The sequence below is a fragment of the Prochlorococcus sp. G4PB16 genome (assembly GCF_059772465.1).
Window position 1 is genome coordinate 1,096,810 of record NZ_CM186289.1, and the last position, 25,242, is coordinate 1,122,051.

At 35.4% G+C, this 25,242-nt stretch carries 20 protein-coding genes; 9 read left to right on the forward strand and 11 right to left on the reverse strand.

Going from position 1 to position 25,242, the window contains the following annotated elements; translation table 11 throughout:
* Window positions 1–100: 100 nt before the first annotated feature.
* Window positions 101–571, reverse strand: a complete 471-nt coding sequence (gene rpsG / locus AC6EIZ_RS06505) for a 30S ribosomal protein S7 (protein ID WP_498461533.1) — start codon at window positions 569–571, stop codon at window positions 101–103.
* A 48-nt stretch (window positions 572–619) separates the two neighbouring features.
* Complete coding sequence (gene rpsL, locus AC6EIZ_RS06510) at window positions 620–994, reverse strand: 30S ribosomal protein S12 (protein ID WP_158467243.1); 375 nt, start codon at window positions 992–994, stop codon at window positions 620–622.
* A gap of 285 nt (window positions 995–1,279) precedes the next feature.
* Between rpsL and gltB the strand changes: the two genes are divergently transcribed.
* Both gltB and AC6EIZ_RS06520 read left to right on the forward strand, forming a co-directional pair.
* Window positions 1,280–5,869: a glutamate synthase large subunit gene (gene gltB / locus AC6EIZ_RS06515; protein ID WP_498509806.1), complete on the forward strand. Its 4,590-nt coding sequence runs from the start codon at window positions 1,280–1,282 to the stop codon at window positions 5,867–5,869.
* Window positions 5,870–5,879: 10 nt separating this feature from the next.
* Entirely contained in the window at window positions 5,880–6,206 is a 327-nt protein-coding gene (locus AC6EIZ_RS06520; protein WP_498509808.1) for a YciI family protein, read from the forward strand.
* On the opposite strand, the gene lipA is transcribed toward AC6EIZ_RS06520, so the two are convergent.
* Together lipA and cobJ are read right to left on the reverse strand one after the other, a co-directional pair.
* Window positions 6,194–7,063 (reverse strand): lipoyl synthase, encoded by an 870-nt coding sequence (gene lipA, locus AC6EIZ_RS06525; protein ID WP_498509810.1) that lies wholly within the window; start codon window positions 7,061–7,063, stop codon window positions 6,194–6,196. The two genes, AC6EIZ_RS06520 and lipA, sit on opposite strands and share 13 nt — an antisense overlap.
* Before the next feature lie 135 nt (window positions 7,064–7,198).
* Entirely contained in the window at window positions 7,199–8,980 is a 1,782-nt protein-coding gene (gene cobJ / locus AC6EIZ_RS06530) for a precorrin-3B C(17)-methyltransferase (protein WP_498513211.1), read from the reverse strand.
* A gap of 613 nt (window positions 8,981–9,593) precedes the next feature.
* Between cobJ and psaA the strand changes: the two genes are divergently transcribed.
* Both psaA and psaB read left to right on the forward strand, forming a co-directional pair.
* A complete protein-coding gene (gene psaA, locus AC6EIZ_RS06535) occupies window positions 9,594–11,900 on the forward strand; it encodes a photosystem I core protein PsaA (RefSeq protein WP_498509812.1) in 2,307 nt (768 codons plus the stop codon).
* Between the two features lie 21 nt (window positions 11,901–11,921).
* On the forward strand, window positions 11,922–14,150 hold the full coding sequence (psaB, locus tag AC6EIZ_RS06540) for a photosystem I core protein PsaB (RefSeq protein ID WP_498509814.1): 2,229 nt from the start codon (window positions 11,922–11,924) through the stop codon (window positions 14,148–14,150).
* Window positions 14,151–14,402: 252 nt separating this feature from the next.
* On the opposite strand, the gene AC6EIZ_RS06545 is transcribed toward psaB, so the two are convergent.
* Together AC6EIZ_RS06545 and AC6EIZ_RS06550 are read right to left on the reverse strand one after the other, a co-directional pair.
* On the reverse strand, window positions 14,403–14,930 hold the full coding sequence (locus AC6EIZ_RS06545; RefSeq protein WP_498509816.1) for a photosystem I reaction center protein subunit XI: 528 nt from the start codon (window positions 14,928–14,930) through the stop codon (window positions 14,403–14,405).
* A 37-nt stretch (window positions 14,931–14,967) separates the two neighbouring features.
* Window positions 14,968–15,084: a photosystem I reaction center subunit VIII gene (locus AC6EIZ_RS06550; RefSeq protein WP_011295429.1), complete on the reverse strand. Its 117-nt coding sequence runs from the start codon at window positions 15,082–15,084 to the stop codon at window positions 14,968–14,970.
* Window positions 15,085–15,220: 136 nt separating this feature from the next.
* Between AC6EIZ_RS06550 and AC6EIZ_RS06555 the strand changes: the two genes are divergently transcribed.
* A complete protein-coding gene (locus AC6EIZ_RS06555; RefSeq protein ID WP_498509818.1) occupies window positions 15,221–15,703 on the forward strand; it encodes a HEAT repeat domain-containing protein in 483 nt (160 codons plus the stop codon).
* On the opposite strand, the gene AC6EIZ_RS06560 is transcribed toward AC6EIZ_RS06555, so the two are convergent.
* Together AC6EIZ_RS06560 and AC6EIZ_RS06565 are read right to left on the reverse strand one after the other, a co-directional pair.
* The gene (locus AC6EIZ_RS06560; protein ID WP_498509820.1) at window positions 15,661–16,623 is read right to left on the reverse strand and encodes a glycosyltransferase family 2 protein; all 963 of its coding nucleotides are present in this window, start codon (window positions 16,621–16,623) and stop codon (window positions 15,661–15,663) included. The genes AC6EIZ_RS06555 and AC6EIZ_RS06560 overlap by 43 nt on opposite strands.
* A gap of 19 nt (window positions 16,624–16,642) precedes the next feature.
* The gene (locus AC6EIZ_RS06565; RefSeq protein ID WP_498509822.1) at window positions 16,643–17,407 is read right to left on the reverse strand and encodes a C40 family peptidase; all 765 of its coding nucleotides are present in this window, start codon (window positions 17,405–17,407) and stop codon (window positions 16,643–16,645) included.
* 21 nt (window positions 17,408–17,428) lie between these two features.
* Here AC6EIZ_RS06565 and AC6EIZ_RS06570 point away from each other — a divergent pair, with 21 nt between their 5' ends.
* Window positions 17,429–18,322: a serine hydrolase gene (locus AC6EIZ_RS06570; RefSeq protein ID WP_498509824.1), complete on the forward strand. Its 894-nt coding sequence runs from the start codon at window positions 17,429–17,431 to the stop codon at window positions 18,320–18,322.
* Here the strand turns inward: AC6EIZ_RS06570 and AC6EIZ_RS06575 are convergent.
* From AC6EIZ_RS06575 to AC6EIZ_RS06585, 3 genes are all read right to left on the reverse strand, one after another.
* Complete coding sequence (locus AC6EIZ_RS06575; RefSeq protein WP_498509826.1) at window positions 18,315–18,449, reverse strand: hypothetical protein; 135 nt, start codon at window positions 18,447–18,449, stop codon at window positions 18,315–18,317. The genes AC6EIZ_RS06570 and AC6EIZ_RS06575 overlap by 8 nt on opposite strands.
* A 124-nt stretch (window positions 18,450–18,573) precedes the next feature.
* Window positions 18,574–19,137 carry a hypothetical protein gene (locus AC6EIZ_RS06580; protein ID WP_498509828.1) on the reverse strand — a complete coding sequence of 188 codons (564 nt, stop codon included), beginning with the start codon at window positions 19,135–19,137 and terminating at the stop codon, window positions 18,574–18,576.
* Between the two features lie 91 nt (window positions 19,138–19,228).
* The gene (locus AC6EIZ_RS06585) at window positions 19,229–20,218 is read right to left on the reverse strand and encodes a hypothetical protein (RefSeq protein ID WP_498509830.1); all 990 of its coding nucleotides are present in this window, start codon (window positions 20,216–20,218) and stop codon (window positions 19,229–19,231) included.
* Between the two features lie 350 nt (window positions 20,219–20,568).
* Here AC6EIZ_RS06585 and AC6EIZ_RS06590 point away from each other — a divergent pair, with 350 nt between their 5' ends.
* The 3 genes from AC6EIZ_RS06590 to AC6EIZ_RS06600 all read left to right on the forward strand — a co-directional run bounded on the left by AC6EIZ_RS06590 (window position 20,569) and on the right by AC6EIZ_RS06600 (window position 24,938).
* Window positions 20,569–22,680, forward strand: a complete 2,112-nt coding sequence (locus tag AC6EIZ_RS06590) for a tetratricopeptide repeat protein (protein WP_498509832.1) — start codon at window positions 20,569–20,571, stop codon at window positions 22,678–22,680.
* The gene (locus AC6EIZ_RS06595; RefSeq protein ID WP_498509834.1) at window positions 22,677–23,078 is read left to right on the forward strand and encodes a DUF6165 family protein; all 402 of its coding nucleotides are present in this window, start codon (window positions 22,677–22,679) and stop codon (window positions 23,076–23,078) included. The genes AC6EIZ_RS06590 and AC6EIZ_RS06595 overlap by 4 nt, the downstream gene beginning before the upstream one ends.
* A 66-nt stretch (window positions 23,079–23,144) precedes the next feature.
* On the forward strand, window positions 23,145–24,938 hold the full coding sequence (locus tag AC6EIZ_RS06600) for a tetratricopeptide repeat protein (RefSeq protein ID WP_498509835.1): 1,794 nt from the start codon (window positions 23,145–23,147) through the stop codon (window positions 24,936–24,938).
* The last annotated feature ends 304 nt before the right edge of the window (window positions 24,939–25,242 follow it).

A 25,242-nucleotide genomic window follows, 5' to 3' on the forward strand; every position in this document is an offset into this window, starting at 1 on the left:
ATACTCCGACTAAAGGGCTTTAAAATGCGCATGGACTCTACAACTAAGCATGCTAAAAAAGAAATATTTTGAGGATTTAAATAGAAAAATTTGAATTAAATCAATAGCGATAATGAGCAAAAGCTTTATTTGCTTCGGCCATCTTATGGGTCTCTTCCCTCTTCCTCACTGCATTTCCAGCTTCATTAGCTGCATCCATAAGCTCCCCAGCAAGTTTTTGAGCCATGCTTCTACCATTTCTTGATCTTGAGAAATTTACCAACCATCTGAGTGCCATTGCAGTCCCTCTTTCTTGACGAACCTCCATTGGAACTTGATATGTAGCTCCACCAACTCTTCTAGCTCTAACTTCAACAAGAGGTGTGACATTTTTCACTGCTGTTTCAAATAATTCAATCGGGTCTGATCCAGTTCGTTCATTAATCAAACCAAAGGCATCAGAAAGAATTCTTTGGGCTGTTGATTTCTTACCGTGCTTCATCAATCGGTGGACCATCATACTTGCCAAACGATTATTGAACTGAGGATCAGGCAGAACAGGTCTTTTTTCTGCAGCGTTTCTTCTTGACATGAAATTAAATTTGTTTAATGGGAAAATTCAATGAATCAAAATAAGTTTTTATTCCTTAGGAGATTTAGCTCCATATTTTGATCTTGACTGTTTACGGTCTTTAACCCCAGCGGTATCCAACGTTCCTCTTACTATGTGATACCTCACTCCTGGTAGATCCTTAACTCTTCCGCCTCTGAGCAAAACTACAGAGTGCTCTTGAAGGTTGTGACCGATACCGCCAATGTAAGCAGTAACTTCAAAACCGGAAGTTAATCTGACTCGAGCTACTTTTCTTAGAGCAGAGTTAGGTTTTTTGGGAGTCGAGGTGTAAACCCTTGTACAGACTCCTCTCCTTTCTGGGCAACCTCGCAAAGCAGGAGATTTTGTCTTTGTTTTGAGAGTCTTTCTCTCCGTTCTTATCAACTGTTGAATGGTTGGCATTAATTTTATAATTGGTCTAGGTTCGACCAGATTCAACAATTCACCAGACTACTTGGTCAAGCACCCAAATTAGTATTTTTTTTCAATTAATATTTTATTTTTATTTTTTATCTAGGTTTATGCATAAGTAAAGAATATTTTAAAGAAAATATTGAATAAAAAACTTGATGGTCGACAAAAATGTTTAAGATGTAACTCTAAGAACTATCAAATCAATCTAATCATCTATTTCAAAGCTTACCGATAGCACTTTTGCAAGAAAAGAAAAATAGTAAGTTAAAAAACATGCATCAACGACTCTCAAGATCAAATTGGCCTTACTGCGATAGCACCTATCCAGATGCCTTTTCTGGGGAAAAAGATTCTTGTGGAGTTGGCTTCATAGCTAGCGTAGAAGGCGAACAAAGTAATTGGGTATTGTCTCAAGCATTACGTGGCCTCAACTGCATGGAGCACAGAGGAGGATGCGGGGGAGATGGCGATTCAGGTGATGGTGCTGGTATTTTATGTGAAATTCCATGGTCATATTTAAAGCAAGTTTGGCAAACTGCCAAAGAATGCGAACCCCAATCATCAGGAATAGGCATGATTTTCATGCCCAAAGATACAAATAATAGAGAATTAGCAAGGAATATATGTGAAGAAGAAGCTGAATATTTAGGCTTAACTTCTAAAGGATGGAGAGATGTTCCTGTTAATGATCAAGTTTTAGGAAAACTTGCAAGAGAGAATGAACCCTTTATTACACAATGGATAGTTGATATTAAGAATAAAGAAATTAATCTTGAAGCTTTACTTTTTAGACTAAGGCAAAGGATTTCAAACCGAGCAAATATAGAATTAAAAGAAGATAAATTAGGACTGTATATATGCTCTTTAAGTAGCAAAACAATTGTATATAAAGGTATGGTCAGATCTGAAGTATTGGCTCCTTTTTACACAGATCTAAATGACGATAGATTCGAAGTTTCATACGCTGTTTACCATAGAAGATTTAGTACGAATACTTTGCCAAAATGGCCATTAGCTCAACCCATGAGACTTTTAGGACATAACGGAGAAATAAATACATTGCTAGGAAATATAAATTGGGCAAAAGCAACAGAAACAGATATAAGTTCAGTATGGGGAGACAATGCAAGTGATCTAAAACCCATTGTCAATAATTTATTTAGTGATTCAGCCAATCTTGATTTAACTCTTGAACTATTAGTTCGAAGTGGAAGACCAATAACTGATAGCTTATTAACACTTATACCTGAGGCTTTTAGGGACCAACCTGAATTAATAAATAAGCCTGAAATAACTGCTTTCTATGAATACGCAGCAGGAACTCAGGAGCCATGGGATGGGCCGGCATTAATAGTTTTTACTGATGGGAGAAATATAGGAGCAACACTAGATAGAAACGGACTTAGACCAGCTCGTTATTGCATCACTAAAAATGGATATGTTGTTATGGGATCTGAAACAGGTGTTGTTGAATTAAATGAGAATCAAATCCAAGAAAAAGGTCGACTTGGACCTGGGCAAATGCTAGAAGTAGATTTAGAAAAAAAGAGGATTTTACGAAACTGGGATGTCAAAGAAGAATCAGCAAACAGATATCCATACTTAGATTGGTTAAAAGCAAATCGTATAAATCTCAACAACCAAAATTGGGAAGTAAATAATAAATTTAATAAGCAAGAGTTATTGCAGCAACAAATTGCATTTGGATTTAGTGCAGAAGATTTTGATTACACAATTAATAGTATGGCAGCAAATGCAAAAGAACCAACTTATTGCATGGGAGATGATATTCCACTAGCCATCCTTTCAAAGAAATCTCATATTCTTTATGACTATTTCAAGCAAAGATTTGCACAAGTCACTAACCCTCCAATTGACCCTCTCAGAGAAAAACTAGTTACCAGTTTAGAAATGTATCTTGGTGTTAGAAAAGCACCATTATCTCCAAAAGCAGAATCAGCAAGACTAATTCATATTAAATCACCAATTATTAATGAAAAAGAATTAACATCAATAACAAAATCTGGGCTTAATTTTAAGGAAATTTCCACTTTAATTCCTATCAATTTTGATGAAGGAAACTTAGATAAAGGTCTCAAAAATCTATGTCAAGAAGCGGAAGACAGTGTAATCAATGGTGGAGAAATACTAATCCTCTCAGACAGAAACATTAATCGAAATAAGTCCTACATACCTCCTCTTCTTGCGGTTGGTGCAGTTCATCATCATTTACTTAGAAAGGGACTAAGGCTAAAAACATCGATAATTATAGATACAGCTCAATGCTGGAGTACCCATCACATAGCCTGTCTGATTGGATTTGGAGCAAGTGCAATTTGTCCTTGGTTGACATGGGAAACTACTCGTCATTGGTGGCAATTACCTAAAACTCAAAAACTTATTTCTGATGGGAAGTTATCTAATCTTTCTGTAGAGATTGCTCAAAATAATGTTAAGAAAGCAATGGAAGATGGATTAAGAAAAATTCTTTCTAAGATAGGAATCTCAGTACTAGCAAGTTATCACGGAGCACAAATCTTTGAAGCTATTGGTATCGGTGCAGATTTAATTGATTTAGCTTTCAAGGGAACAACAAGTCGTATAGCAGGACTAACTCTGAGCGAATTATCAATCGAGACAATTTCATTTCATAAAAAAGCTTTCCCAGCACTAGAGCAAAAAAAACTTGATTTCAATGGATTTGTTCAATATAGAAATAGTGGAGAATTTCATTTAAATAATCCAGAAATGTCAAAAATTCTTCATGCTGCAGTGAAAGCTGGTCCTGGATATGACCACTTCAAAACTTATCAACAACTTCTAGAAAGTCGTCCAGCTACAACCCTAAGAGATCTACTTACTTTTAAAAAGGCTCCACACCCTTTACCTCTTGATCAAATAGAGAGTGTTGAGAGTATTTGCCAAAGATTTTGCACTGGTGGAATGAGTCTCGGTGCCCTATCAAGGGAAGCGCATGAAGTTCTTGCAATAGCAATGAATAGAATTGGAGGCAAAAGTAATAGTGGTGAGGGAGGAGAAGATCCTGCAAGATTCAAAGTCCTTGAAGATGTTGATGAAAATAATCAGTCAAAGACCTTACCCAATCTCAAAGGACTATTGAATGGAGATACTGCCTGTTCTGCAATTAAACAAATTGCGTCTGGCCGATTTGGTGTGACCCCTGAATATTTAACTAGCGGCAAGCAATTAGAAATCAAAGTAGCTCAAGGAGCAAAACCTGGAGAAGGAGGACAATTACCAGGAGCAAAGGTTGATGAATACATAGCCAAGCTTCGGAATAGCAAGCCAGGAGTTGCTCTTATTTCTCCTCCCCCACATCATGATATTTACTCCATAGAAGACCTTGCCCAACTTATCCACGACCTACATCAAATAAATCGAACTGCAAAAGTCAGTGTGAAATTAGTTGCTGAAATAGGTATTGGCACAATTGCAGGGGGAGTGGCAAAAGCCAATGCTGATGTAATCCAAATTTCAGGACATGATGGTGGAACAGGCGCCTCGCCACTGAGTTCAATTAAACATGCTGGTTTGCCATGGGAACTTGGATTAACTGAAGTTCATCGATCTTTGTTAGAAAATGGTTTGCGAAAAAGGGTTTTATTAAGAGCAGATGGAGGTTTAAAGACAGGATGGGATGTCCTAATTGCGGCTTTACTTGGAGCAGAAGAATATGGTTTTGGAACAATCGCAATGATTGCCGAAGGTTGCATCATGGCGAGGATTTGTCATACAAATAAATGTCCAGTCGGTGTAGCAACTCAACAAGAGGGCTTAAGAAAAAGATTCCCAGGACTACCAGAACATGTTGTTAACTTCTTTATCTTCGTAGCGGAGGAAGTGAGACAATTGATGAGTCAAGTTGGTGTAGCAAAGGTCGAGGATCTTATTGGAAGAACAGATTTATTAATACCAAGGAAACTAGACCTAACAAAAACAAAAGAAGTCGACCTATCTAGCCTGCTCAAACCTTTAGATAACGCAACAGATCGTTCATGGTTGAGCCACGAAATCCAAGCTCATAGCAATGGAGAAGTTCTTGAGAACTCTCTTCTCAAAGATGAAGAAATTTCAAAAGCAATTAATAGGCAGGGGAGCATCACTAAAGAAATCTCAATTATTAATACAGATAGAAGTGTTTGTGCACGCATATCTGGTGAAATAGCTAAGAAATACGGAAATAAGGGTTTTAATGGGAATTTAAATTTGATATTTAAAGGTTCAGCTGGGCAAAGTTTTGGTGCATTTATATTAAAAGGAATGAATATTTCTTTAATAGGAGAAGCAAATGATTATGTAGGCAAAGGGATTAACGGGGGTTCCATTACGATTGTCCCCGAAATTATCAATGAAACATCTAACGCTCAGGTAATACTTGGAAATACATGTTTATATGGAGCAACCGGTGGGAAATTATTCGCCCTTGGAATAGCAGGTGAACGTTTTGGCGTTCGCAATAGTGGAGCTTATGCTGTTATTGAAGGAGCGGGAGACCATTGTTGTGAATATATGACTGGAGGAGTTGTTGTTGTGCTAGGAAAAACTGGAAGAAATATTGGTGCAGGGATGACTGGAGGCATAGCATTTATTCTTGATCAAAAAAATGAACTTGACTTAAGAATGAACAAAGAAATTGTTGAGGTACACGATCTAACTTCAACTAACCAAGAGCAATTCTTAAAGGATCTAATTTTTGAATATCATCAGAAAACCAAAAGTCCTAGAGCAAACAATATTCTCTCAGAGTGGTCTTCGTGGAGAAACTTATTTAAAATAGTAGTTCCTCCAAGCGAGAAAAATAAATTAGGTATTCAGGAAGCGCTGGAGAAAGCGAAAATATAGATAGAGAAGAATGCCTATATTTATTAAGAGAGAGAAGTTTAAAAATAAAACATTAGAATTATCTAACAATGAAAGGAAAAAATTCTTACTAATGCATAAAGAATGGGTCAAAGAAATTAATAAATCAGGTAATTATATCCATAGTGGATATTTAATAAATGAAAAAAAGAAGCCCGGCGGAGGAGGTTTATTAATTCTTGAAGCGAAAGATTATTTAACAGCAAAAGAAATCATCGAAAATGATCCTATGATTAAAAATAATTTAGTTATATGGGAACTCCAAGAATGGATATCAATTGATGGAAGTCAACCAAATTTTTCAAATCATCTTGGATGAGACATCATTAATTTTTTAACTTCTCCAGCGTGATAGCTACTTCTAGTTAATGGTGAACTAATGACCTGTAAAAATCCTAATTTATTTTCTCCCTCAACACGATAACTATCAAATTGAGAAGGAGATACAAATCTATTAACAGGTAAATGTTTTGGTCCTGGCGATAAATATTGTCCAATAGTTACAATGTCGACTTTATGTAGATGCAGATCATAAAGAACGCTCAAAATCTCTTCATCCGTTTCTCCTAATCCAGCCATTAAGCCTGATTTTGTATACACTCTTGGCCAACCTTCACGAACTCTTTGTAATAATTCCAAAGACCTTTCATATTTTCCTTGAGGTCTTACTCTTGGATATAGCCTTGGAACTGTCTCAATGTTGTGATTTAGCACATTTGGAGCAGCATCCAAAATAATTTTCAAAGCATCCCAATTACCACAAAGATCTGGAATTAATACTTCAATAGAGGTAAAAGGAGATTTACTTTGAACAGCCTTAATACATTTCAAAAATTGGCTAGCGCCTCCATCTTCTAAGTCATCTCGATTCACGGAAGTTATTACAACATGAGTTAAGCCCATCCTGTACACAGCTTCACCTAAACGATCAGGTTCTGATGGATCTAAAAGCCTTTTCGAATTATCAAATGAGATATCGCAATAAGGGCATCTCCGCGTGCAAGCGGGGCCCATGATTAAAAAAGTAGCAGTACCCCCTGCAAAACATTCTCCAATATTTGGACAACTTGCTTCTTGACAAACTGTATTGAGTTTTAAATCGACTAATAGATCAGCAACATTGCCAATCCTCTCTTTCTGTGGTGCCTTAACACGTAACCAGTCTGGTTTAAGCAATGTTCTTTTAATAACAAACTAACTTTAGAAAGAATTTCAAGATTGACTTGATTTTTTAACTTCTTCTCAAGTTGATAACTAAAAATAAGCTTAAAAAAGTATTCAATTTTTTGGTTTTAAAGAAATAACAAAAAATTAATTTGGAAAATAACCTCTTGGTGTTAAAAATTTATTGTTTTTAATGACACTTTGACTATTACCAATGACCAAAATAGTAAGCATATCGACCTGATTAAATGGCAAAGTTTCAAGAGTATGTATTTCTAGACTTTCATCAGGCCTCCCAAGCTCTCGAGCAATAGCAACAGGGGTACATGGTTTGCGAAATTCGAGTAATAAATCAACTGTCTTTTTTAACTGCCAATCACGTTTTATTGATTTTGGATTAAAGATTGCAATGACAAAATCACCAATAGCTGCATTTTTTATTCTCCTCTCAATTTGATCCCATGGAGTCAAAAGATCACTTAAAGAGATAGAACAAAAATCATTCATAAAGGGAGCTCCTAGTTTTGCAGCAGCCATTTGGAAAGAGCTAATGCCTGGATGAACTTGAAATAAAGGCCTTGAATCAATTTTTTCATTTAGCCAAAGTTCAAGAGCTAACCCTGCCATTCCATAAATTCCACTGTCTCCAGATGAAATAAGAGCAACCCTTGCTCCCTCTTTTGCCAGTTCAAGAGCGTATTCACATCGATCTTTTTCAAAGGTTAATTTTGAATCAATGCGAACCTGATCTGGGCGACGAATTGAATCCAAATAATCTAAATAAGGAGTATAACCGATCCAAGCTACGCACCTATTTAAAACTCGGCGTGAGTCAGAAGTAAGCATTTCCAATTCGCCAGGTCCACTGCCAATTAAATGCAATTCACCTTTATGAGGTGCAAAAGGAGTTGATACCTCCACCAATGCAATTGTTACAGCCCCACACTCATCTTCCTGGGAATAATAGATTTGTTTTTCTTGTATTAATCTTCCACCGCATGCTCCTAACAAAATTGCTGCTGCTTCAGCGACTGAGGCAGTTCCCATTTCATTCAACACAACATTTGAGGGATTAGGAACATTTACTGTTGAAAGTTCAATGGCACTAAAGAAATAAATTGGCCACTCATTTTTTTTTGACAAATTCAATAATCCCATTTCATCATTTTTTTTATCGACAGTTGCTAATCCAGAAATTGCAAGAAGTGATAAGCCGTTTTGATTCAATGACTCAAGAATTGCTCTTTGAATTAGCTTTTCATCTGTATTTCTTTCACAACCAATTCCAATAATTATTGATGGGGGATGCCATGCACATATATTGGAATTTGCTTGACCTATATATAAGTTGATATCTTCAAAAGAGATTGGGTCGTTTTTCTCTAAAAAAGAAAAATTTGAACAACCTTTTAATTTCTGCCACAATTTTGACCCTTTTGATTGAAAAACAATATTTTTTTGCTCTTTAGACTGGCTAATCATTAATTTTCGCCAATCGACATCTGCCCCTCCTCTTTTCCAACCCCATCCTTCACCAAAACAATCCAAAGGTATTCTTCTTTCAGTAAATGAATCTGAAGTACAAATCACTTCTGCCTCTAAAGCAGCTGCCAACTCGTTAGCAAATGAGTCTCCTCCTTGCTTATGACCTCCTAAAAGAGTAATAATATTTTTAGCTTTTGAATCAATAACAAAGACCGCTGGATCATTTTCTTTAGATCTAACAAAAGGAGATATGAGTCTAACTACAGCTCCGATTGCACCTATGAAAATTATTTTATTACTTTTCTGCCAATGATTTTTTAAAAAATCAAATGGCAAGGATTCAACTAAACCTTCAATTTGTTGATCTAAGGATAGAGTTGAACTATTAGATATAAAAATTTGATCTACATGTTTGCTTGCCTTTAATCTCTCAAGCAAAGGCAGAGAACTTAAAGAAAATCCAAAGGCAATTCTTTTTGAGGTTTTAACTGATATTTTCGCCAGAACAGGAGTTAAAAATAACGTTATTTCATATTAGGAAAACACTTAGAGAAAGCTTTATTAAAAACAAAAAATCTTTAAATCGGCATTCAATAAAATTCACCTAAGTCCACAACCAGCATTAAATAATTAAATTTAAAAGTATTTTTACCTACATAAAAAATCCGATCAAATCCAAGAAGCATTACAATAACTATTATTTTACTCAATAGATATTTATAATTACCATAGCCGAATATCTCATTTAAAAATTTTTCTAACTTCTTTTTAAACCTATAGACTTTCTTAACTAGGAAAATATTTGGTTTTCAAGAAGACATAGAAAAAGTGTAGAACATTTGTTACATGCAGCCGTAGTAAGTGAGAGTCTACTTTATGCTTATGGGATAACACACAACCTAGGGATTCAAGTAACTTCAAAGGTAGGTCTTGAATTCCTAAAATCTTTCAACAGGTAATACCGCTTAGTAAGTAGTATTACCTACCAAAGATTTAACCCTAATTTTTAAAAATTAGGCCCCCCAAACCTCGATCACATTCCTGAAGGAATCACTCGATGACCATTAGCCCACCAGAAAGAGAACAAAAAAAAGAACCAGTTCTCGATAGACCTATCGAAACTGATGCTATCCCAGTAGATTTTTCCAAGCTTGACAAGCCTGGTTTTTGGTCTAAGACCCTTTCAAAGGGTCCAAAAACTACAACTTGGATATGGAATCTTCATGCAGATGCGCATGATTTTGATACTCATGTCGGAGATCTACAAGAAACCAGCAGAAAAGTATTTTCTGCTCACTTTGGCCATCTAGCAGTCATCTTTATTTGGATGAGTGCAGCTTTCTTCCATGGAGCTCGCTTTTCTAATTATTCTGGATGGCTTGCAGACCCAACTCATGTCAAACCAGGAGCTCAAGTGGTTTGGCCAATAGTCGGTCAAGAAATGTTAAACGCCGATTTAGGCGGAAATTACCACGGCATCCAGATCACGTCAGGAATTTTTCAGATGTGGAGAGGCTGGGGCATCACCAATGAAACAGAGCTAATGGCTTTGGCTATTGGTGCACTTCTAATGGCTGCAATCATGTTGCATGGTGGTATATATCACTATCACAAAGCCGCACCCAAGCTCGATTGGTTCAGAAATCTTGAATCTATGCTCAATCACCACATAGCTGGACTTGTGGGATTAGGTTCAATTGCCTGGGCTGGGCATTGCATTCACATTGGAGCACCTACTGCAGCACTTATGGATGCTATTGACGCGGGAAAGCCACTAATTATTGATGGCATTCCAATAGCTTCAGTTGCAGATATGCCTCTACCTCACGAGCTTTGTAATCCAGCAATAGCTAGTCAGATATTTCCTGGACTTGCTGGAAGAACAGTAGAAAATTTCTTTACAACCAATTGGTGGGCATTTAGTGATTTTCTTACTTTTAAAGGTGGCCTGAATCCTGTCACAGGAAGTTTGTGGATGACAGATATTTCACATCATCATTTAGCTTTTGGAGTTTTAGCTGTATTTGGTGGGCATTTATATAGAACTATGTTTGGAATAGGGCATAGCCTAAAAGAAATACTTGATAATCATGCTGGAGATCCTATTCTTTTCCCTGCTCCAAATGGACATAAGGGAATATATGAATTTTTAGCCAATAGTTGGCACGCCCAGCTAGGACTAAACCTTGCGATGATTGGCTCTTTAAGCATCATCATTTCTCATCACATGTATGCGATGCCTCCATATCCATACTTGTCTATCGATTATCCAACTGTTCTGGGTCTATTTACACATCACATGTGGATTGGTGGATTGTTCATTGTTGGTGCAGCAGCACATTCTGGTATTGCAATGATTAGAGATTATGACCCAGCTGTTCATATTGATAACGTCCTTGACCGAATCTTGAAAGCAAGAGATGCATTGATAAGTCATCTAAACTGGGCTTGCATGTTCTTAGGCTTCCATAGTTTTGGTCTTTATATTCATAACGATGTAATGCGTGCGTTAGGAAGACCTGCAGATATGTTTAGTGATACAGGAATACAACTTCAACCTGTTTTTGCTCAGTGGATACAAAACATTCATCATTCAGCAGCTGGTTCTACTACCCTTGCAGGAGCAAACGTAAATCTTCAAAGTGGCTTAGTTAGTGAGGTTTTCAATGGTTCTGTAAGTCAAGTTGGGGGGAAAATTGGAATCGCACCTATACCCCTTGGAACAGCTGATTTCATGATCCACCACATACATGCTTTTACAATTCATGTCACTCTGCTAATTCTCCTAAAAGGAGTTTTATTCGCAAGAAGTTCCAGACTAATACCAGACAAAGCAAATCTTGGATTTAGGTTCCCTTGTGATGGTCCTGGAAGGGGAGGTACATGCCAAGTGTCTTCATGGGATCATGTATTCCTTGGATTATTCTGGATGTACAACGGATTATCAGTAGTAATCTTCCACTTCTCATGGAAGATGCAAAGTGATGTATGGGGTCTAACAGGAGGTAACTTTGCTCAAAGCTCCATAACTATCAATGGATGGCTTAGAGATTTCCTATGGGCTCAGTCATCCCAGGTCTTAACAAGTTATGGTCAACCTATAAGTATGTACGGTTTGATGTTCTTAGGAGCTCATTTCGTTTGGGCCTTTAGTCTTATGTTCTTATTCAGTGGTCGTGGTTACTGGCAAGAGTTATTTGAGTCAATTATTTGGGCTCATAATAAACTTAAGTTGGCTCCAACTATCCAACCAAGAGCTTTATCTATTACTCAAGGTCGTGCAGTAGGAGCAGCTCATTTCCTTCTTGGAGGAATTGCTACAACTTGGGCCTTCTTCCACGCTCGCTTAATCGGTCTCGGCTGACCCTCTCTGATTTTTTATAAAATGGCAACTAAATTTCCATCTTTTAGTCAGGGTCTTGCTCAAGACCCAACAACCAGAAGAATCTGGTACGGCATAGCAACTGCTCATGACTTTGAAAGTCATGACGGTATGACAGAGGAGCAGTTATATCAAAAGCTCTTCTCTACCCACTTTGGTCACCTAGCAATAATTGGGCTTTGGGTTGCTGGAAATCTTTTTCACATTGCTTGGCAAGGAAACTTTGAGCAATGGGTACTCGATCCACTCCACACTCGTCCAATTGCTCATGCAATTTGGGATCCTCATTTTGGACAGGGGCTTACTGATGCTTTGACTCAGGCAGGAGCTACTTCTCCTGTAAACGTTGCTTATTCTGGCTTATACCATTGGTGGTACACAATTGGAATGAGAACTAATGAGCAACTTTTTCAAGGTGCGATATTTATAAACATTCTCGTTTGCTGGTTATTGTTTGCAGGATGGCTGCATCTTCAACCTAAATACAGGCCATCATTAGCTTGGTTTAAAAATGCTGAATCCCAACTAAACCATCACTTAGCTGTTCTATTTGGATTCAGCAGCATTGCTTGGACAGGACACTTAATTCATGTAGCCATACCTGAGTCAAGGGGTATACATGTTGGCTGGGATAACTGGTTAACTGTTATGCCTCATCCAGAAGGTTTAACTCCATTCTTCTCTGGGAATTGGGGCGCCTATGCACAAAATCCTGATTCTCTTGATGCGGTTTTTGGTACTTCTCAAGGTGCAGGAACAGCAATATTTACATTCTTAGGAGGACTTCATCCTCAAAGTGAATCACTTTGGCTAACCGATATCGCTCACCATCATTTAGCTATAGGAGTTGTATTCATAATTGCTGGTCACATGTATAGGACCAACTTTGGTATTGGCCACAGTCTAAAAGAAATTGTTGAAGCTCATAATACAAGTCACCCAAAAGATCCACACAGAGGCTATTTCGGAATAAAGCACAACGGTCTTTTCGAGACAGTTAACAACTCATTGCATTTTCAGCTCGGTCTTGCACTTGCTTCTCTAGGGGTTGCTTGCAGCTTAGTTGCTCAGCATATGGGTGCATTACCTTCATATGCATTTATCGCAAGGGATTACACTACTCAATCTGCTCTTTATACCCATCATCAATACATAGCAATGTTCTTGATGGTTGGAGCTTTCTCACACGGAGCTATTTTCTTTGTTAGAGATTATGATCCAGAGCTTAATAAAGACAATGTGCTAGCAAGAATCCTCAGCACTAAGGAAGCTTTAATTAGTCACTTAAGTTGGGTAACAATGCTTTTAGGCTTTCATACACTTGGAATTTATGTTCACAACGATGTGGTTGTAGCTTTTGGAACACCAGAAAAACAAATTCTTATTGAGCCTGTTTTTGCACAATTCGCTCAGGCTGCTAGTGGAAAAATGATGTATGGCTTTAATGCTTTGCTAGCAAATGCATCAAGTTCTGCATCCATAGCTGCAAATTCCATGCCAGGTAATCACTACTGGATGGACATGATCAATAGACCAGATGCACTTACCAATTTCTTACCTATTGGACCAGCAGATTTCTTAGTTCATCATGCTATTGCATTAGGACTACATACAACTGCTTTAATTCTTATTAAAGGTGCTCTTGACGCTAGAGGAACAAAACTAATTCCAGATAAAAAAGACTTAGGTTTTGCTTTCCCATGTGATGGTCCAGGTCGAGGAGGTACTTGTGATAGTTCTTCTTGGGATGCTACTTATTTGGCAATGTTCTGGGCTTTAAATACTATTGCTTGGATTACCTTCTATTGGCATTGGAAGCATTTAGCAATTTGGATGGGTAATACGGCTCAATTCAATGAGTCTGGTACCTATTTGATGGGTTGGTTTAGAGATTACTTATGGCTGAATAGCTCTCAATTAATTAACGGCTATAACCCATTTGGTGTAAACGCTTTATCCCCATGGGCTTGGATGTTCTTATTTGGTCATCTAATATGGGCAACAGGTTTTATGTTCCTCATCTCCTGGAGGGGGTATTGGCAAGAACTTATTGAAACTCTTGTTTGGGCTCATCAAAGAACTCCAATAGCTAATTTAGTGGGATGGAGGGATAAGCCTGTTGCCTTATCTATTGTTCAAGCTCGATTAGTTGGTTTAACTCATTTTACTGTTGGAAACTTTGTAACCTTCGGAGCATTTGTTATTGCCTCTACTTCAGGGAAGTTCGGTTAACTCTGTATAAAGAGCTTCAATAAAAAAACACTGTCTTTAAAGACAGTGTTTTTTTATTGGAAATAATATTTCTTAGATTATCCATTGATATTTGTCAGAAATAGATTCATTCATAAAGAATTACGCATACAATAAAATCCATCTACTTTAAAGTTTTTAAAAAATATCAGTCAATTGAAGTAAATAATTTAGAGAATTAAAAAACCCCTTAATTCAAGGGGTTTTTTAATTAAACGTCTTCTAGAAAAGATCTTAGGCTCCAAGTAAATGATATTCCTTAATCAATGGAAGAATAGTATCTAGATGCAAAGTACCAATTAGCAACCAAGCAAAAACGACACCTCCTGTACCACCCAACCAAAAACCATTAGTGAAATCACTCCATCCTGCTCTGGTGAATAAGTCAGAAGGAGGATTAGCTACTGTTGCATCAGGAGGTTGCACATTCGGAGACTTACCTGCAGCGTTGTAAAGAATAAAAAGAGCAGTCAATATTTGAATAGCCCCCACACCGCCAAGCAAACCTGCCGTCAAGGCAAAATCAGTATTCCTAAGAGGACCTGTCATAGAAAAAGGACCAAAAAGTAAATAACCAAAAATCGCACCTGTTTCGAGACCTCTAAAGTTTGGCGATAAGCCTTCTCTATAAACAGGAAGATTATTTATAACCATTTTTGTAAACCAACCACTGTTAACTGGGGTTTGGAGATTGCCAACAGTTGGGTCTGAGACTGTTTTCACAGCCCATTTTTGCATAAGTGTTTCTTGAGATTTAGTCATGGGCTAAAAGAATTGGTAGAAGATTAAGTTTTTGAAATTACTCAGTAGCAGTTATGTACCTACCAATCAAAACGATGAAAACAGCTGGACCCATTATTCCAACTAATGGAATCAGAATAGCGGGAAGCAAGCTTGAAGCTAGTTCACTAGTCATTACTTATTTCAATAAATCCATCTTTATTTTATAGAATTATGATCTAATCCAACCATATACAACACATTGATGACATAAAAGTTCAATCCATATATCTTCTTTAACGAAGATGCATTACTAAAAATTCTTTCTCATCATGAATCAAGTTTTTGCTGGTGGTTTAGCTCTAATTATTGCTTTAATCCTTTGGAGTTCAAAAAAACAATCCAAGGCATCAGCTTTTTTCAAATTTCACAAGGATTCTTTTTCTAAGGCACAGGTATCATCATCAGCTTTAGTAATCGAAAAGAGTTCAAAAAATCAACAATCAATAAAACTAACTAATAAAAATTCCAAGCCTTTTTCACATCAACCTTCACTTGATCCAATAGAAACAAAAAAACATTTAACTAAATTAATCTCAAGCAACCCAAGTGATCGTCTATTAGCCATCCAAATTGTTAGTAAATGGAACAACAAAAAAGCATTACCTTTTTTAAGAAGAGGATTGAAGGATTCTGACAGTAGGGTTGTTATTGCGTCTGCTGCTGGCATTTCATTTTATAAAGGAAAAAATATTGGTTTAAATAAAAAATCTCAAGCTCCTCGTCCTCCTCGAAACGTTTCTCTAATGCGATAAATTGGTCTATTTTGACTTTCATGATAAGTACGGATTTGAAGCTCTCCAAGCAATCCAAAACCAAATAGTTGAACTCCAGTCACTGCAAGAAGTAAAGCCAAAAAAAGTAAAGGTCTACTTCCTATATCTTCACCTAAAAGTTTAATGGTTAATAAGTAAAAACTGGTTAAGAAGCTCCCAATAATTGCAAGAATTCCACCAAAGCCAAAAACATACATCGGTCTCGTTAAAAATCTATTCATAAACCAAACAGTCAACAAGTCCATTAAGACTCTAAAAGTTCTATCTATTCCATACTTGCTAGATCCAAATTTACGGGCTCTATGATTTACTTTAACCTCCGTAATTCTAGCTCCTTCAATATTTGCTAGAACAGGCAAAAATCTATGCAATTCACCATATAATCTCATATCTATCAATACTTCTTTCCTATAAGCTTTTAAAGAACATCCATAATCATTAAGTCGAACTCCAGTAACTTTCCCAATCAATCGGTTAGCAATTTTTGATGGAAGCTTTCTACTGATAGCGGCATCTTGCCTTCGGTATCTCCATCCACTTACGAGATCAAATCCATCCCTAATCTTATTAACTAATAAAGGGATATCTGCAGGATCATTTTGCAAATCACCATCAAGTGTAACGACTATCTCTCCGGAAGAACTATCAAAGCCTGCTGCCATTGCAGCAGTCTGTCCATAGTTTTTACGTAGAAGAACTCCTACTAATTCTGGGATCTCAAAGCTTAGTTTTCTAATGACCTCTGCGCTGTTATCTGATGAACCATCATTAACTAAAACTAATTCAAAAGTTTCCTCCATAGGCTCTAAAACTTCTAGTAATTGATTCACCAAAAAGGGGAGGCTTTCTTCTTCGTTATAGATAGGAACAACTACTGATAGCGCGACATTAGAATTCATTCAAAACTCCTCATAGGGGTCAATAATCTTCTTTTGATTTTTCACTCTGATAACAAGAGATCACTCTTCCAGCAGATCTAAATTGAGATCTGTAAAAAGAAGCAATTTTGCCAAGGTTCGGGTGAAATAAACCGTCAATCTCTATTCCATTATGCCCATTACTTACCCCAGAACTATGAATATAAAAACCATTCTCAATATGCAATCCCACATGATTGCATTTTTCAGAAGAGCCAAAGAATAGTAAATCTCCAGGTATTAATTTCCCATCTAAAGATTGAATATCCAATGCAACAGTTTTACAGAATTTTTCCTGCTGATAAGCATCTCTTGGTATCCAAATTCCTGAACTTGCAAAAGCAGATTGAACCAAACCAGAGCAATCAAAATTGGGACCTATAGTTCCACCCCACAAATATTCATTACTCATTGTTTTCGCAAGCCTAGTCCAAGCCAAGATTTTTGGAATACTAGAAGTGATTTTCTCTTCACTCAGAAATTCAGCTTTCCAGGATTCTATTTTCGAAGCATTATGAGCTAATTCTGCAAATTTAAACCAACAAATATAATCATCTTCCAAAAGACGCACCTTAACTTTATCGATAATTTCCTTGTTTTCAAATTCCAAGTTCAAATAATCAAGCAATTGAAAAGTCCTACCAACACTTGCTTGCGTGACTAGTTCATCACAATCTTGACTTTTAAATCCATCTATATTTATTTGGAGTTTCCACAAACTTCCTAATACAAATGAAGCTTTAGTTAGCAAAACCTCTAAGGTCATATTGAATTCTTCTCGAGCGCTATGGCGTTCTACCGACAAGACCATGAGATGGCAAATTGCCTAAAAGGTCTCCTCGATAGATTTGAAAAAGAAGGTCGTCCAAGCCTTCAAAGAAATATTGCAATAACATGCATACGTTATGACAAACAAAGTCCATCTCCGTCTAGTGGTTATGGGACAGGGTGGAATTCAAACAAAGAGTTTTATCCAGCAAGTGTAGTAAAAATCGTTTATGCATTAGCAACCCAAGTATGGAAACAAAAAGACTTAATCATCGACTCCGAAGAACTTAGAAGAGCATTACATGAAATGATCGCAAACTCTAACAATGACGCCACAAGTTATATTTTAGATCTATTGACAGGTACAACAAGTGGTCCATCACTTAATGAGTCAAACTTTCAAGCATGGAAAATCCAAAGACAATTAATTAACCAATGGCTAAATGATCTTAAATGGCCTGAAATAGAAAATTGGAACTGCAGTCAAAAGACATGGAATGATGGGCCTTTTGGTAGGGAAAAGGATTTTTATGGAAAAAACAATGAAAACCGAAACAAGATGACAAGCGATGGAAGTGCGAGGATCTTTGAATCATTAATGACTCTTGAAATGCTCCCAAAATCAGAGAGCGAGCATTTAAAAAAAGTTTTTCAACGTTCACTCGATCCAGTTAATCGCAAGCAAGATTTAGAGAATCAAGTAGATGGTTTTTTAGGAGCAGGACTTCCTTTGGCGTCTAAGCTTTGGAGCAAAGCTGGACTAATGAGTGAAGTTCGCCATGATGTCGCATGGTGGCAAGCGCCTAATAAGAATCCAATGCTTACAGTTGTTTTTACAACTGGAAAAGCATTAGTCAAAGATCAATTTTTACTTCCTGCTATTAGCAGTGAATTAAACAAATTAGCTATTTAGCAATAATTAAGATTCCAGCGAATAAAATAGAACCCAAAAGGAATCCAACAGCCAAAAGCACTGCTATTATTGGTGTATTCAAGTAAACAGATATAGTTGCGAGTTGATTACCCTTTGCTTCAGACACCTTTAAAACTCATAGAAATCACGTTAATTAAAGCATCTAACTCTACCAAAAAACAAAAAAAGTTTATCTGATAAAACAATTTTTAAAAAACCTAAGAATTGTTTATTAATACAACAAAAATAGTTCAAATAAAATTTGATTTTGGTTTCTTATTTTCTAAAATTTTAAGATCTTTATTACTTTCACTTTCATTTATTAAAGTCTTTTGTTTATCAATGTTTTTATTTATTATTTTCTCATCTGTATTATTTAAATAATCATCTGATGAATTGATTTTATTTGATTGATCTAAATCTTTGATCTGAAGTTTTTGTTGGATTATTGAATCAGTAGAATCTATATCCTTTAATTTATTTATATCTAGACGCTTTTTTTGATCAAATTTCACAATATCATTAGTTCCAGAGTTATTAAATATATTAAAATTAAACCTACCTTTTGCAAAAGATACTGAAGTAAATACAAGTATTGAACATAGAAAAAAAGTCAAAAAAATATTCGATAATAAACTATTTATTGGAGACCAAAAGAATGTTACTTTAGCAGCTTCATTTGTATTTCCAAATCTATCAGCAGATGGATTTAAATCTAAAAATATATCTTGATTAATCCATCCTTTATTAGCTTTCCTATAGGGAGACTCACTTTTAGTGAAATCAAAAACCTCCTGGATTCTTTCTTTGAACACAGCTTAGATTTATCTAAAACTACAAGAAAGAAAACATAGCAGAAAGTCAGAATAAAAAAGTTGCTTTCGCATAGTTATTCGTGAAATTTAATTACCCAGCAATAAATACCATCGCAGAAACAAGTACCGCCGAAGCCAAAATCCCTAGAGAAGCTATTGTCACGATCTTCCCAGTATTTAAAGAGACTGAAACTGTTAAAAATTCAGTTCTTGAATCTCGTTTCTCTTGTGAATCAATTTGAGTTCGAGAATTAACTTTCTTCCTGACTTGAGCTTTCTTCTCTGCTAAAGCCTTCTTATCTGCTTGAGCTTTCTTCTCTGCTTGAGCTTTCTTCTCTGCTTGAGCTTTCTTCTCTGCTTGAGCTTTCTTCTCTGCTTGAGCTTTCCTCTCTGCTAAAGCTTTCTTCTCTGCTTGAGCTTTCTTATCTGCTAAAGCTTTCTTCTCTGCTTGAGCTTTCTTATCTGCTAAAGCTTTCTTCTCTGCTTGAGCTTTCTTATCTGCTAAAGCTTTCTTTTCTGCTAAAGCTTTCTTTTCTGCTAAAGCTTTCTTCTCTGCTAAAGCTTTCTTCTCTGCTAAAGCTTTCTTCTCTGCTTGAGCTTTCTTATCTGCTAAAGCTTTCTTCTCTGCTAAAGCTTTCTTTTCTGCTAAAGCTTTCTTTTCTGCTAAAGCTTTCTTCTCTGCTAAAGCTTTCTTCTCTGCTAAAGCCTTCTTATCTGCTAAAGCTTTCTTCTCTGCTAAAGCTTTCTTTTCTGCTAAAGCTTTCTTCTCTGCTAAAGCTTTCTTCTCTGCTAAAGCCTTCTTATCTGCTAAAGCTTTCTTCTCTGCTTGAGCTTTCTTCTCTGCTAAAGCTTTCTTATCTGCTAAAGCTTTCTTCTCTGCTTGAGCTTTCTTCTCTGCTAAAGCTTTCTTCTCTGCTAAAGCTTTCTTCTCTGCTAAAGCCTTCTTATCTGCTAAAGCTTTCTTCTCTGCTTGAGCTTTCTTCTCTGCTAAAGCTTTCTTCTCTGCTTGAGCTTTCTTCTCTACTTGAGCTTTCTTCTCTGCTAAAGCTTTCTTCTCTGCTTGAGCTGTTTTCGCTTGCACTTTAAATCCAAAAATTTGTCTTATTCAAGCATCTAAATCACAATGATTTAAAAAAAATTGGCTAGTTGAAACGAAGTAATGTAAATGAATTATTTGCTTTTTACCTCATATAGACCTTTTATCCTGATCAAAAAGAAGATTGATTCAATTAGAAGCTAAAGGAAGCAATGGCATAGGAGGGGAATGAATATTGACCTAAAAATAGCAACCTTGCTCCAAATCAGTAAATTATTAATTTAGAGCTAACAATAATTCATATAAATCTTTTAATTAAAAATAATCTTCGAAATAGCTTAATGATCAATATGGTTAGTAGTAGAATTAATATCATCATAAGGTCGTAGAAGATTTTGGAATCTAGTTATAAAAATAAAAGGAATAAAAAAATCACTGAAATCAAAACATTCCCAATCCCCGCCACTGTAGAAAAAAGGGAAAATAGTATTTCACTTTCCATTAATCAATCTAGCGAAGCTACTAAAGAACAAATCATTAATCAGGCCTTTAATTTTCATTCACAAGGTAATATTTCAGAAGCAGCTAAATATTATCAATATTTTATCGAAAAAGGATTTAATGATCACAGAGTTTTTTTTAATTATGGCAAGATATTAAAAGATCTTGGAAACTTAAAAGAAGCAGAAATCTCTACTCAAAAAGCCATTGATATTAATCCTAACTGTGAACATGCCCATTATAATCTTGGAATAATATTTATCGATCTTGGAAACTTAAAAGAAGCAGAAATCTCTACTCGTAGGGCTATTGAGATTAAACCAGATTTTTCTAATGCCCATTATAATCTCGGGATCATATTGACGAATCTTGGTAAATTACAAGATGCAGAATTTTCATACCGTAAAGCGATTGCAATTAATCCTAATTTCGCTAATGCTCATTTCAACTTGAGTAACACATTGACAAAGATTGGGAAATCAAAAGAAGCAGAAGTATCAATTCGCAAAGCAATTGAAATTAATCCTAGTTTCGCTGAGGCTCACTCAAATCTTGGACTCATATTGAAAGAAATTGGTAAATTAAAAGAAGCAGAATTAGCTACTCGCAAAGCTATTGAAATTAATCCTAATTATGCAGAAGCTCACTCAAATCTTGGACTCATATTGAAAGAAATTGGTAAATTAAAAGAAGCAGAATTAGCTACTCGCAAAGCTATTGAAATTAATCCTAATTATGCAGAAGCTCACTCAAATCTTGGACTCATATTGAAAGAAATTGGTAAATTAAAAGAAGCAGAAATTCATGCTCGTAAAGCCATTCAAATTGACCCTAAAATTGCAATAGCATATTCAAATCTGGGAATCATACTTAGAAGTCTTGGCAAACTAAAAGAAGCAGAAATTCATGCTCGTAAAGCCATTCAAATTGACCCTAAAATTGCAATGTCATATTCAAATCTTGGAATCATATTAAATGATCTTGGCGAATTAAAAGAAGCAGAATTATTGCATAGAAAAGCAATTGAAATTGAACCTGATTATGCAGATTCTTATTTCAATCTTTCATACTTAGAACTTCTAAAAGGAGAGTATAAATCTGGCCTAGAAAATTATGAGTTTAGATTAAAAAAGGAAGGGCCTGCATCTATACACGGAAATCCAATTATCAAAAGAATCGATAGTCAAGATTTACAAAAAGGAGAAAAACTCTTAGTGATTAGTGAGCAAGGTTTAGGCGATACACTTCAATATATGCGCTACATACCATATCTCAGAAATCAAGGTTTTGATATTTCTTTTTGTGCTCAAGAAAAACTACATTCATTAATACAGGCATCAGATATTGATCCAAATCCATTGACTCCAGAACAAGCGAAAACTATTTCTACAGGTCAATGGATACCACTATTGTCCTTACCTAAATATCTAAAAATAAATCCAGAAAATCCAATAGTGACTAAACCATATATATATTCGATAACTGAATTCAAGGAAAAGTGGAACAATATTCTTGCTAAAGAAAAAAAGCCGATTATTGGTATTAATTGGCAAGGAAATCCAAAAATGGAAACAACTTATCAAGGACGATCAATCCCTTTAGAAATATTCTCAATCCTCCTTAACCAAAATGACATAGCAATACTTTCTCTACAAAAAGGCTTTGGATCGGAGCAATTAGAAAATTGCTCATTCAGAAATAAGTTTGTTAAATGCCAACCTCAAATTGATTCAACATGGGATTTCCTTGAAAATGCTGCCATTATTGAGGCATGTGATTTAATTATTACTTGTGATACCTCAATTGCACATTTAGCTGGAGGCATGGGCAAAAAAGTTTGGTTACTATTAATAGATATACCTTTTTGGACTTGGGGACTTCAAAAAGAGAGTACATTTTGGTATCCATCCATGAGATTATTCCGACAAAAAGAACGACATAATTGGTATCCAGTGATGGAAAGAGTATCAAATGAAATACAAAAAGAAATAGGTTTAAAGATATGACTTCAAATTCTAAATACTTATCTAATATTCTCGCTCCAGTCTCTATAGGAGAACTAATAGATAAAATCACAATTCTAGAAATAAAAAAAACCCATATGACTGGTATAAAGCTCAAAAATGTCGATAAAGAACTGGAATTACTAAAATGTATTCTTGATGATAATAATCTAGAAATTAATATTGATTTAGTAAATCGTCTTAAAGCAATAAATAATAGTCTTTGGAAAATAGAAGATAAAATCAGGATCAAAGAAAGTAAGGAAGAATTCGACCAAGATTTTATTCAACTAGCGCGATCAGTATATAAAGAAAATGATATAAGGGCTTCTATAAAAAAAGAAATAAACCATACATACAATTCTGATCTAGTAGAAGAAAAATTATATAATGACTACTAACAATAAATAAAAATAATTTTAAAGTTAGTAGTAGAATTAAACCATTAAAAGATCTTCAAGGAGAAGATGGAAAAATCTAATAAAAAAGATCAAGAGAAAAAAATTATCACTAAGGTCACTACATTCAAAGTGCCATTGGCCTTCGAAGAAATGAGACAGAAAGTTGAAATCAAGACTTCATCTCAAAAATCCAAGGAAGATATAATTAATCAAGCAATACAATTTCATCTAAAGGGTAAAATTTCAGAAGCAGTAAAATCCTACAAATACTGCATTAATCAAGGTTTTAATGATCATAAGATTTTTTCTAATTATGGAGGAATTTTAAAAGATATTGGCAAACTAAAAGAAGCAGAATTATATACCCGTAAAGCAATTAAATTTAATCCTAATTATGCAATAGCACATACTAATCTTGGACTCATATTGAAAGAGATTGGTAAATTAAAAGAAGCAGAAGTATCAATTCGCAAAGCAATTGAAATTAATCCTAGTTTCGCTGAGGCCCACTCAAATCTAGGAATCGTCTTGACAGATCTAGGGAAGAGAAAAGAAGCAGAATTAGCTACTCGCAAAGCTATTAAAATTAATCCTAATTATGCAGAAGCTCACTCAAATCTAGGAATGATATTGAAAGCACTTGGCAAACTAAAAGAAGCAGAAATTCATGCTCGTAAAGCCATTCAAATTGACCCTAAAATTGCAATAGCATATTCAAATCTGGGAATCATACTTAGAAGTCTTGGCAAACTAAAAGAAGCAGAAATTCATGCTCGTAAAGCCATTCAAATTGACCCTAAAGTTGCAATGGCATATTCAAATCTTGGAATCATATTAAAAGATCTTGGCGAATTAAAAGAAGCAGAAATCTCCACTAGAAAAGCAATTGAAATAGAACCTAATTGCGCTAATTCTTATTTCAATCTTTCATACTTAGAACTTCTAAAAGGAGAATATAAATCTGGCCTAGAAAATTATGAGTTTAGATTAAAAAAGGAAAATCCTCCACTTATACATGGAAATCCAATTATCAAAAGAATCGATAGTCAAGATTTACAAAAAGGAGAAAAACTCTTAGTGATTAGTGAGCAAGGTTTAGGCGATACACTTCAATATATGCGCTACATACCATATCTCAGAAATCAAGGTTTTGATATTTCTTTTTGTGCTCAAGAAAAACTACATTCATTAATACAGGCATCAGATATTGATCCAAATCCATTGACTCCAGAACAAGCGAAAACTATTTCTACAGGTCAATGGATACCACTATTGTCCTTACCTAAATATCTAAAAATAAATCCAGAAAATCCAATAGTGACTAAACCATATATATATTCGATAACTGAATTCAAGGAAAAGTGGAACAATATTCTTGCTAAAGAAAAAAAGCCGATTATTGGTATTAATTGGCAAGGAAATCCAAAAATGGAAACAACTTATCAAGGACGATCAATCCCTTTAGAAATATTCTCAATCCTCCTTAACCAAAATGACATAGCAATACTTTCTCTACAAAAAGGCTTTGGATCGGAGCAATTAGAAAATTGCTCATTCAGAAATAAGTTTGTTAAATGCCAACCTCAAATTGATTCAACATGGGATTTCCTTGAAAATGCTGCCATTATTGAGGCATGTGATTTAATTATTACTTGTGATACCTCAATTGCACATTTAGCTGGAGGCATGGGCAAAAAAGTTTGGTTACTATTAATAGATATACCTTTTTGGACTTGGGGACTTCAAAAAGAGAGTACATTTTGGTATCCATCCATGAGATTATTCCGACAAAAAGAACGACATAATTGGTATCCAGTGATGGAAAGAGTATCAAATGAAATACAAAAAGAAATAGGTTAAAGATGTGATCTCATATTAAATCCTGCCAAATGAGAAAATTTATATAGAAATATTCTCCTTATAGAAATTTCTGCAGTTTGATGAAATTAAACTGCTGATAAGTAAGCCTTAACTTTTATTAATCAGGTGGGTTGACGTTAATTTCGATCTTCTTTAATTGCTAAAAATTATATTGATATAATAATTCCGATTAGAAAAAAACGAACCGGGTTGAAAATAGTTGCTGCGGGGAAAGTGGATAAATATCCTATCAAAATTTCCATAAGTAATAGAGATCTTCAGGAAGATCGAATAGCAAGTTTTA

Coding starts and splice junctions, on each gene's coding strand:
- rpsG (WP_498461533.1), bottom strand. CDS start 571: ATGTCAAGAAGAAACGCTGCAGAAAAAAGACCTGTTCTGCCTGATCCT.
- rpsL (WP_158467243.1), bottom strand. CDS start 994: ATGCCAACCATTCAACAGTTGATAAGAACGGAGAGAAAGACTCTCAAA.
- gltB (WP_498509806.1), top strand. CDS start 1,280: ATGCATCAACGACTCTCAAGATCAAATTGGCCTTACTGCGATAGCACC.
- AC6EIZ_RS06520 (WP_498509808.1), top strand. CDS start 5,880: ATGCCTATATTTATTAAGAGAGAGAAGTTTAAAAATAAAACATTAGAA.
- psaA (WP_498509812.1), top strand. CDS start 9,594: ATGACCATTAGCCCACCAGAAAGAGAACAAAAAAAAGAACCAGTTCTC.
- psaB (WP_498509814.1), top strand. CDS start 11,922: ATGGCAACTAAATTTCCATCTTTTAGTCAGGGTCTTGCTCAAGACCCA.
- AC6EIZ_RS06545 (WP_498509816.1), bottom strand. CDS start 14,930: ATGACTAAATCTCAAGAAACACTTATGCAAAAATGGGCTGTGAAAACA.
- AC6EIZ_RS06550 (WP_011295429.1), bottom strand. CDS start 15,084: ATGACTAGTGAACTAGCTTCAAGCTTGCTTCCCGCTATTCTGATTCCA.
- AC6EIZ_RS06555 (WP_498509818.1), top strand. CDS start 15,221: ATGAATCAAGTTTTTGCTGGTGGTTTAGCTCTAATTATTGCTTTAATC.
- AC6EIZ_RS06560 (WP_498509820.1), bottom strand. CDS start 16,623: ATGAATTCTAATGTCGCGCTATCAGTAGTTGTTCCTATCTATAACGAA.
- AC6EIZ_RS06565 (WP_498509822.1), bottom strand. CDS start 17,407: ATGACCTTAGAGGTTTTGCTAACTAAAGCTTCATTTGTATTAGGAAGT.
- AC6EIZ_RS06570 (WP_498509824.1), top strand. CDS start 17,429: ATGGCGTTCTACCGACAAGACCATGAGATGGCAAATTGCCTAAAAGGT.
- AC6EIZ_RS06595 (WP_498509834.1), top strand. CDS start 22,677: ATGACTTCAAATTCTAAATACTTATCTAATATTCTCGCTCCAGTCTCT.
- AC6EIZ_RS06600 (WP_498509835.1), top strand. CDS start 23,145: ATGGAAAAATCTAATAAAAAAGATCAAGAGAAAAAAATTATCACTAAG.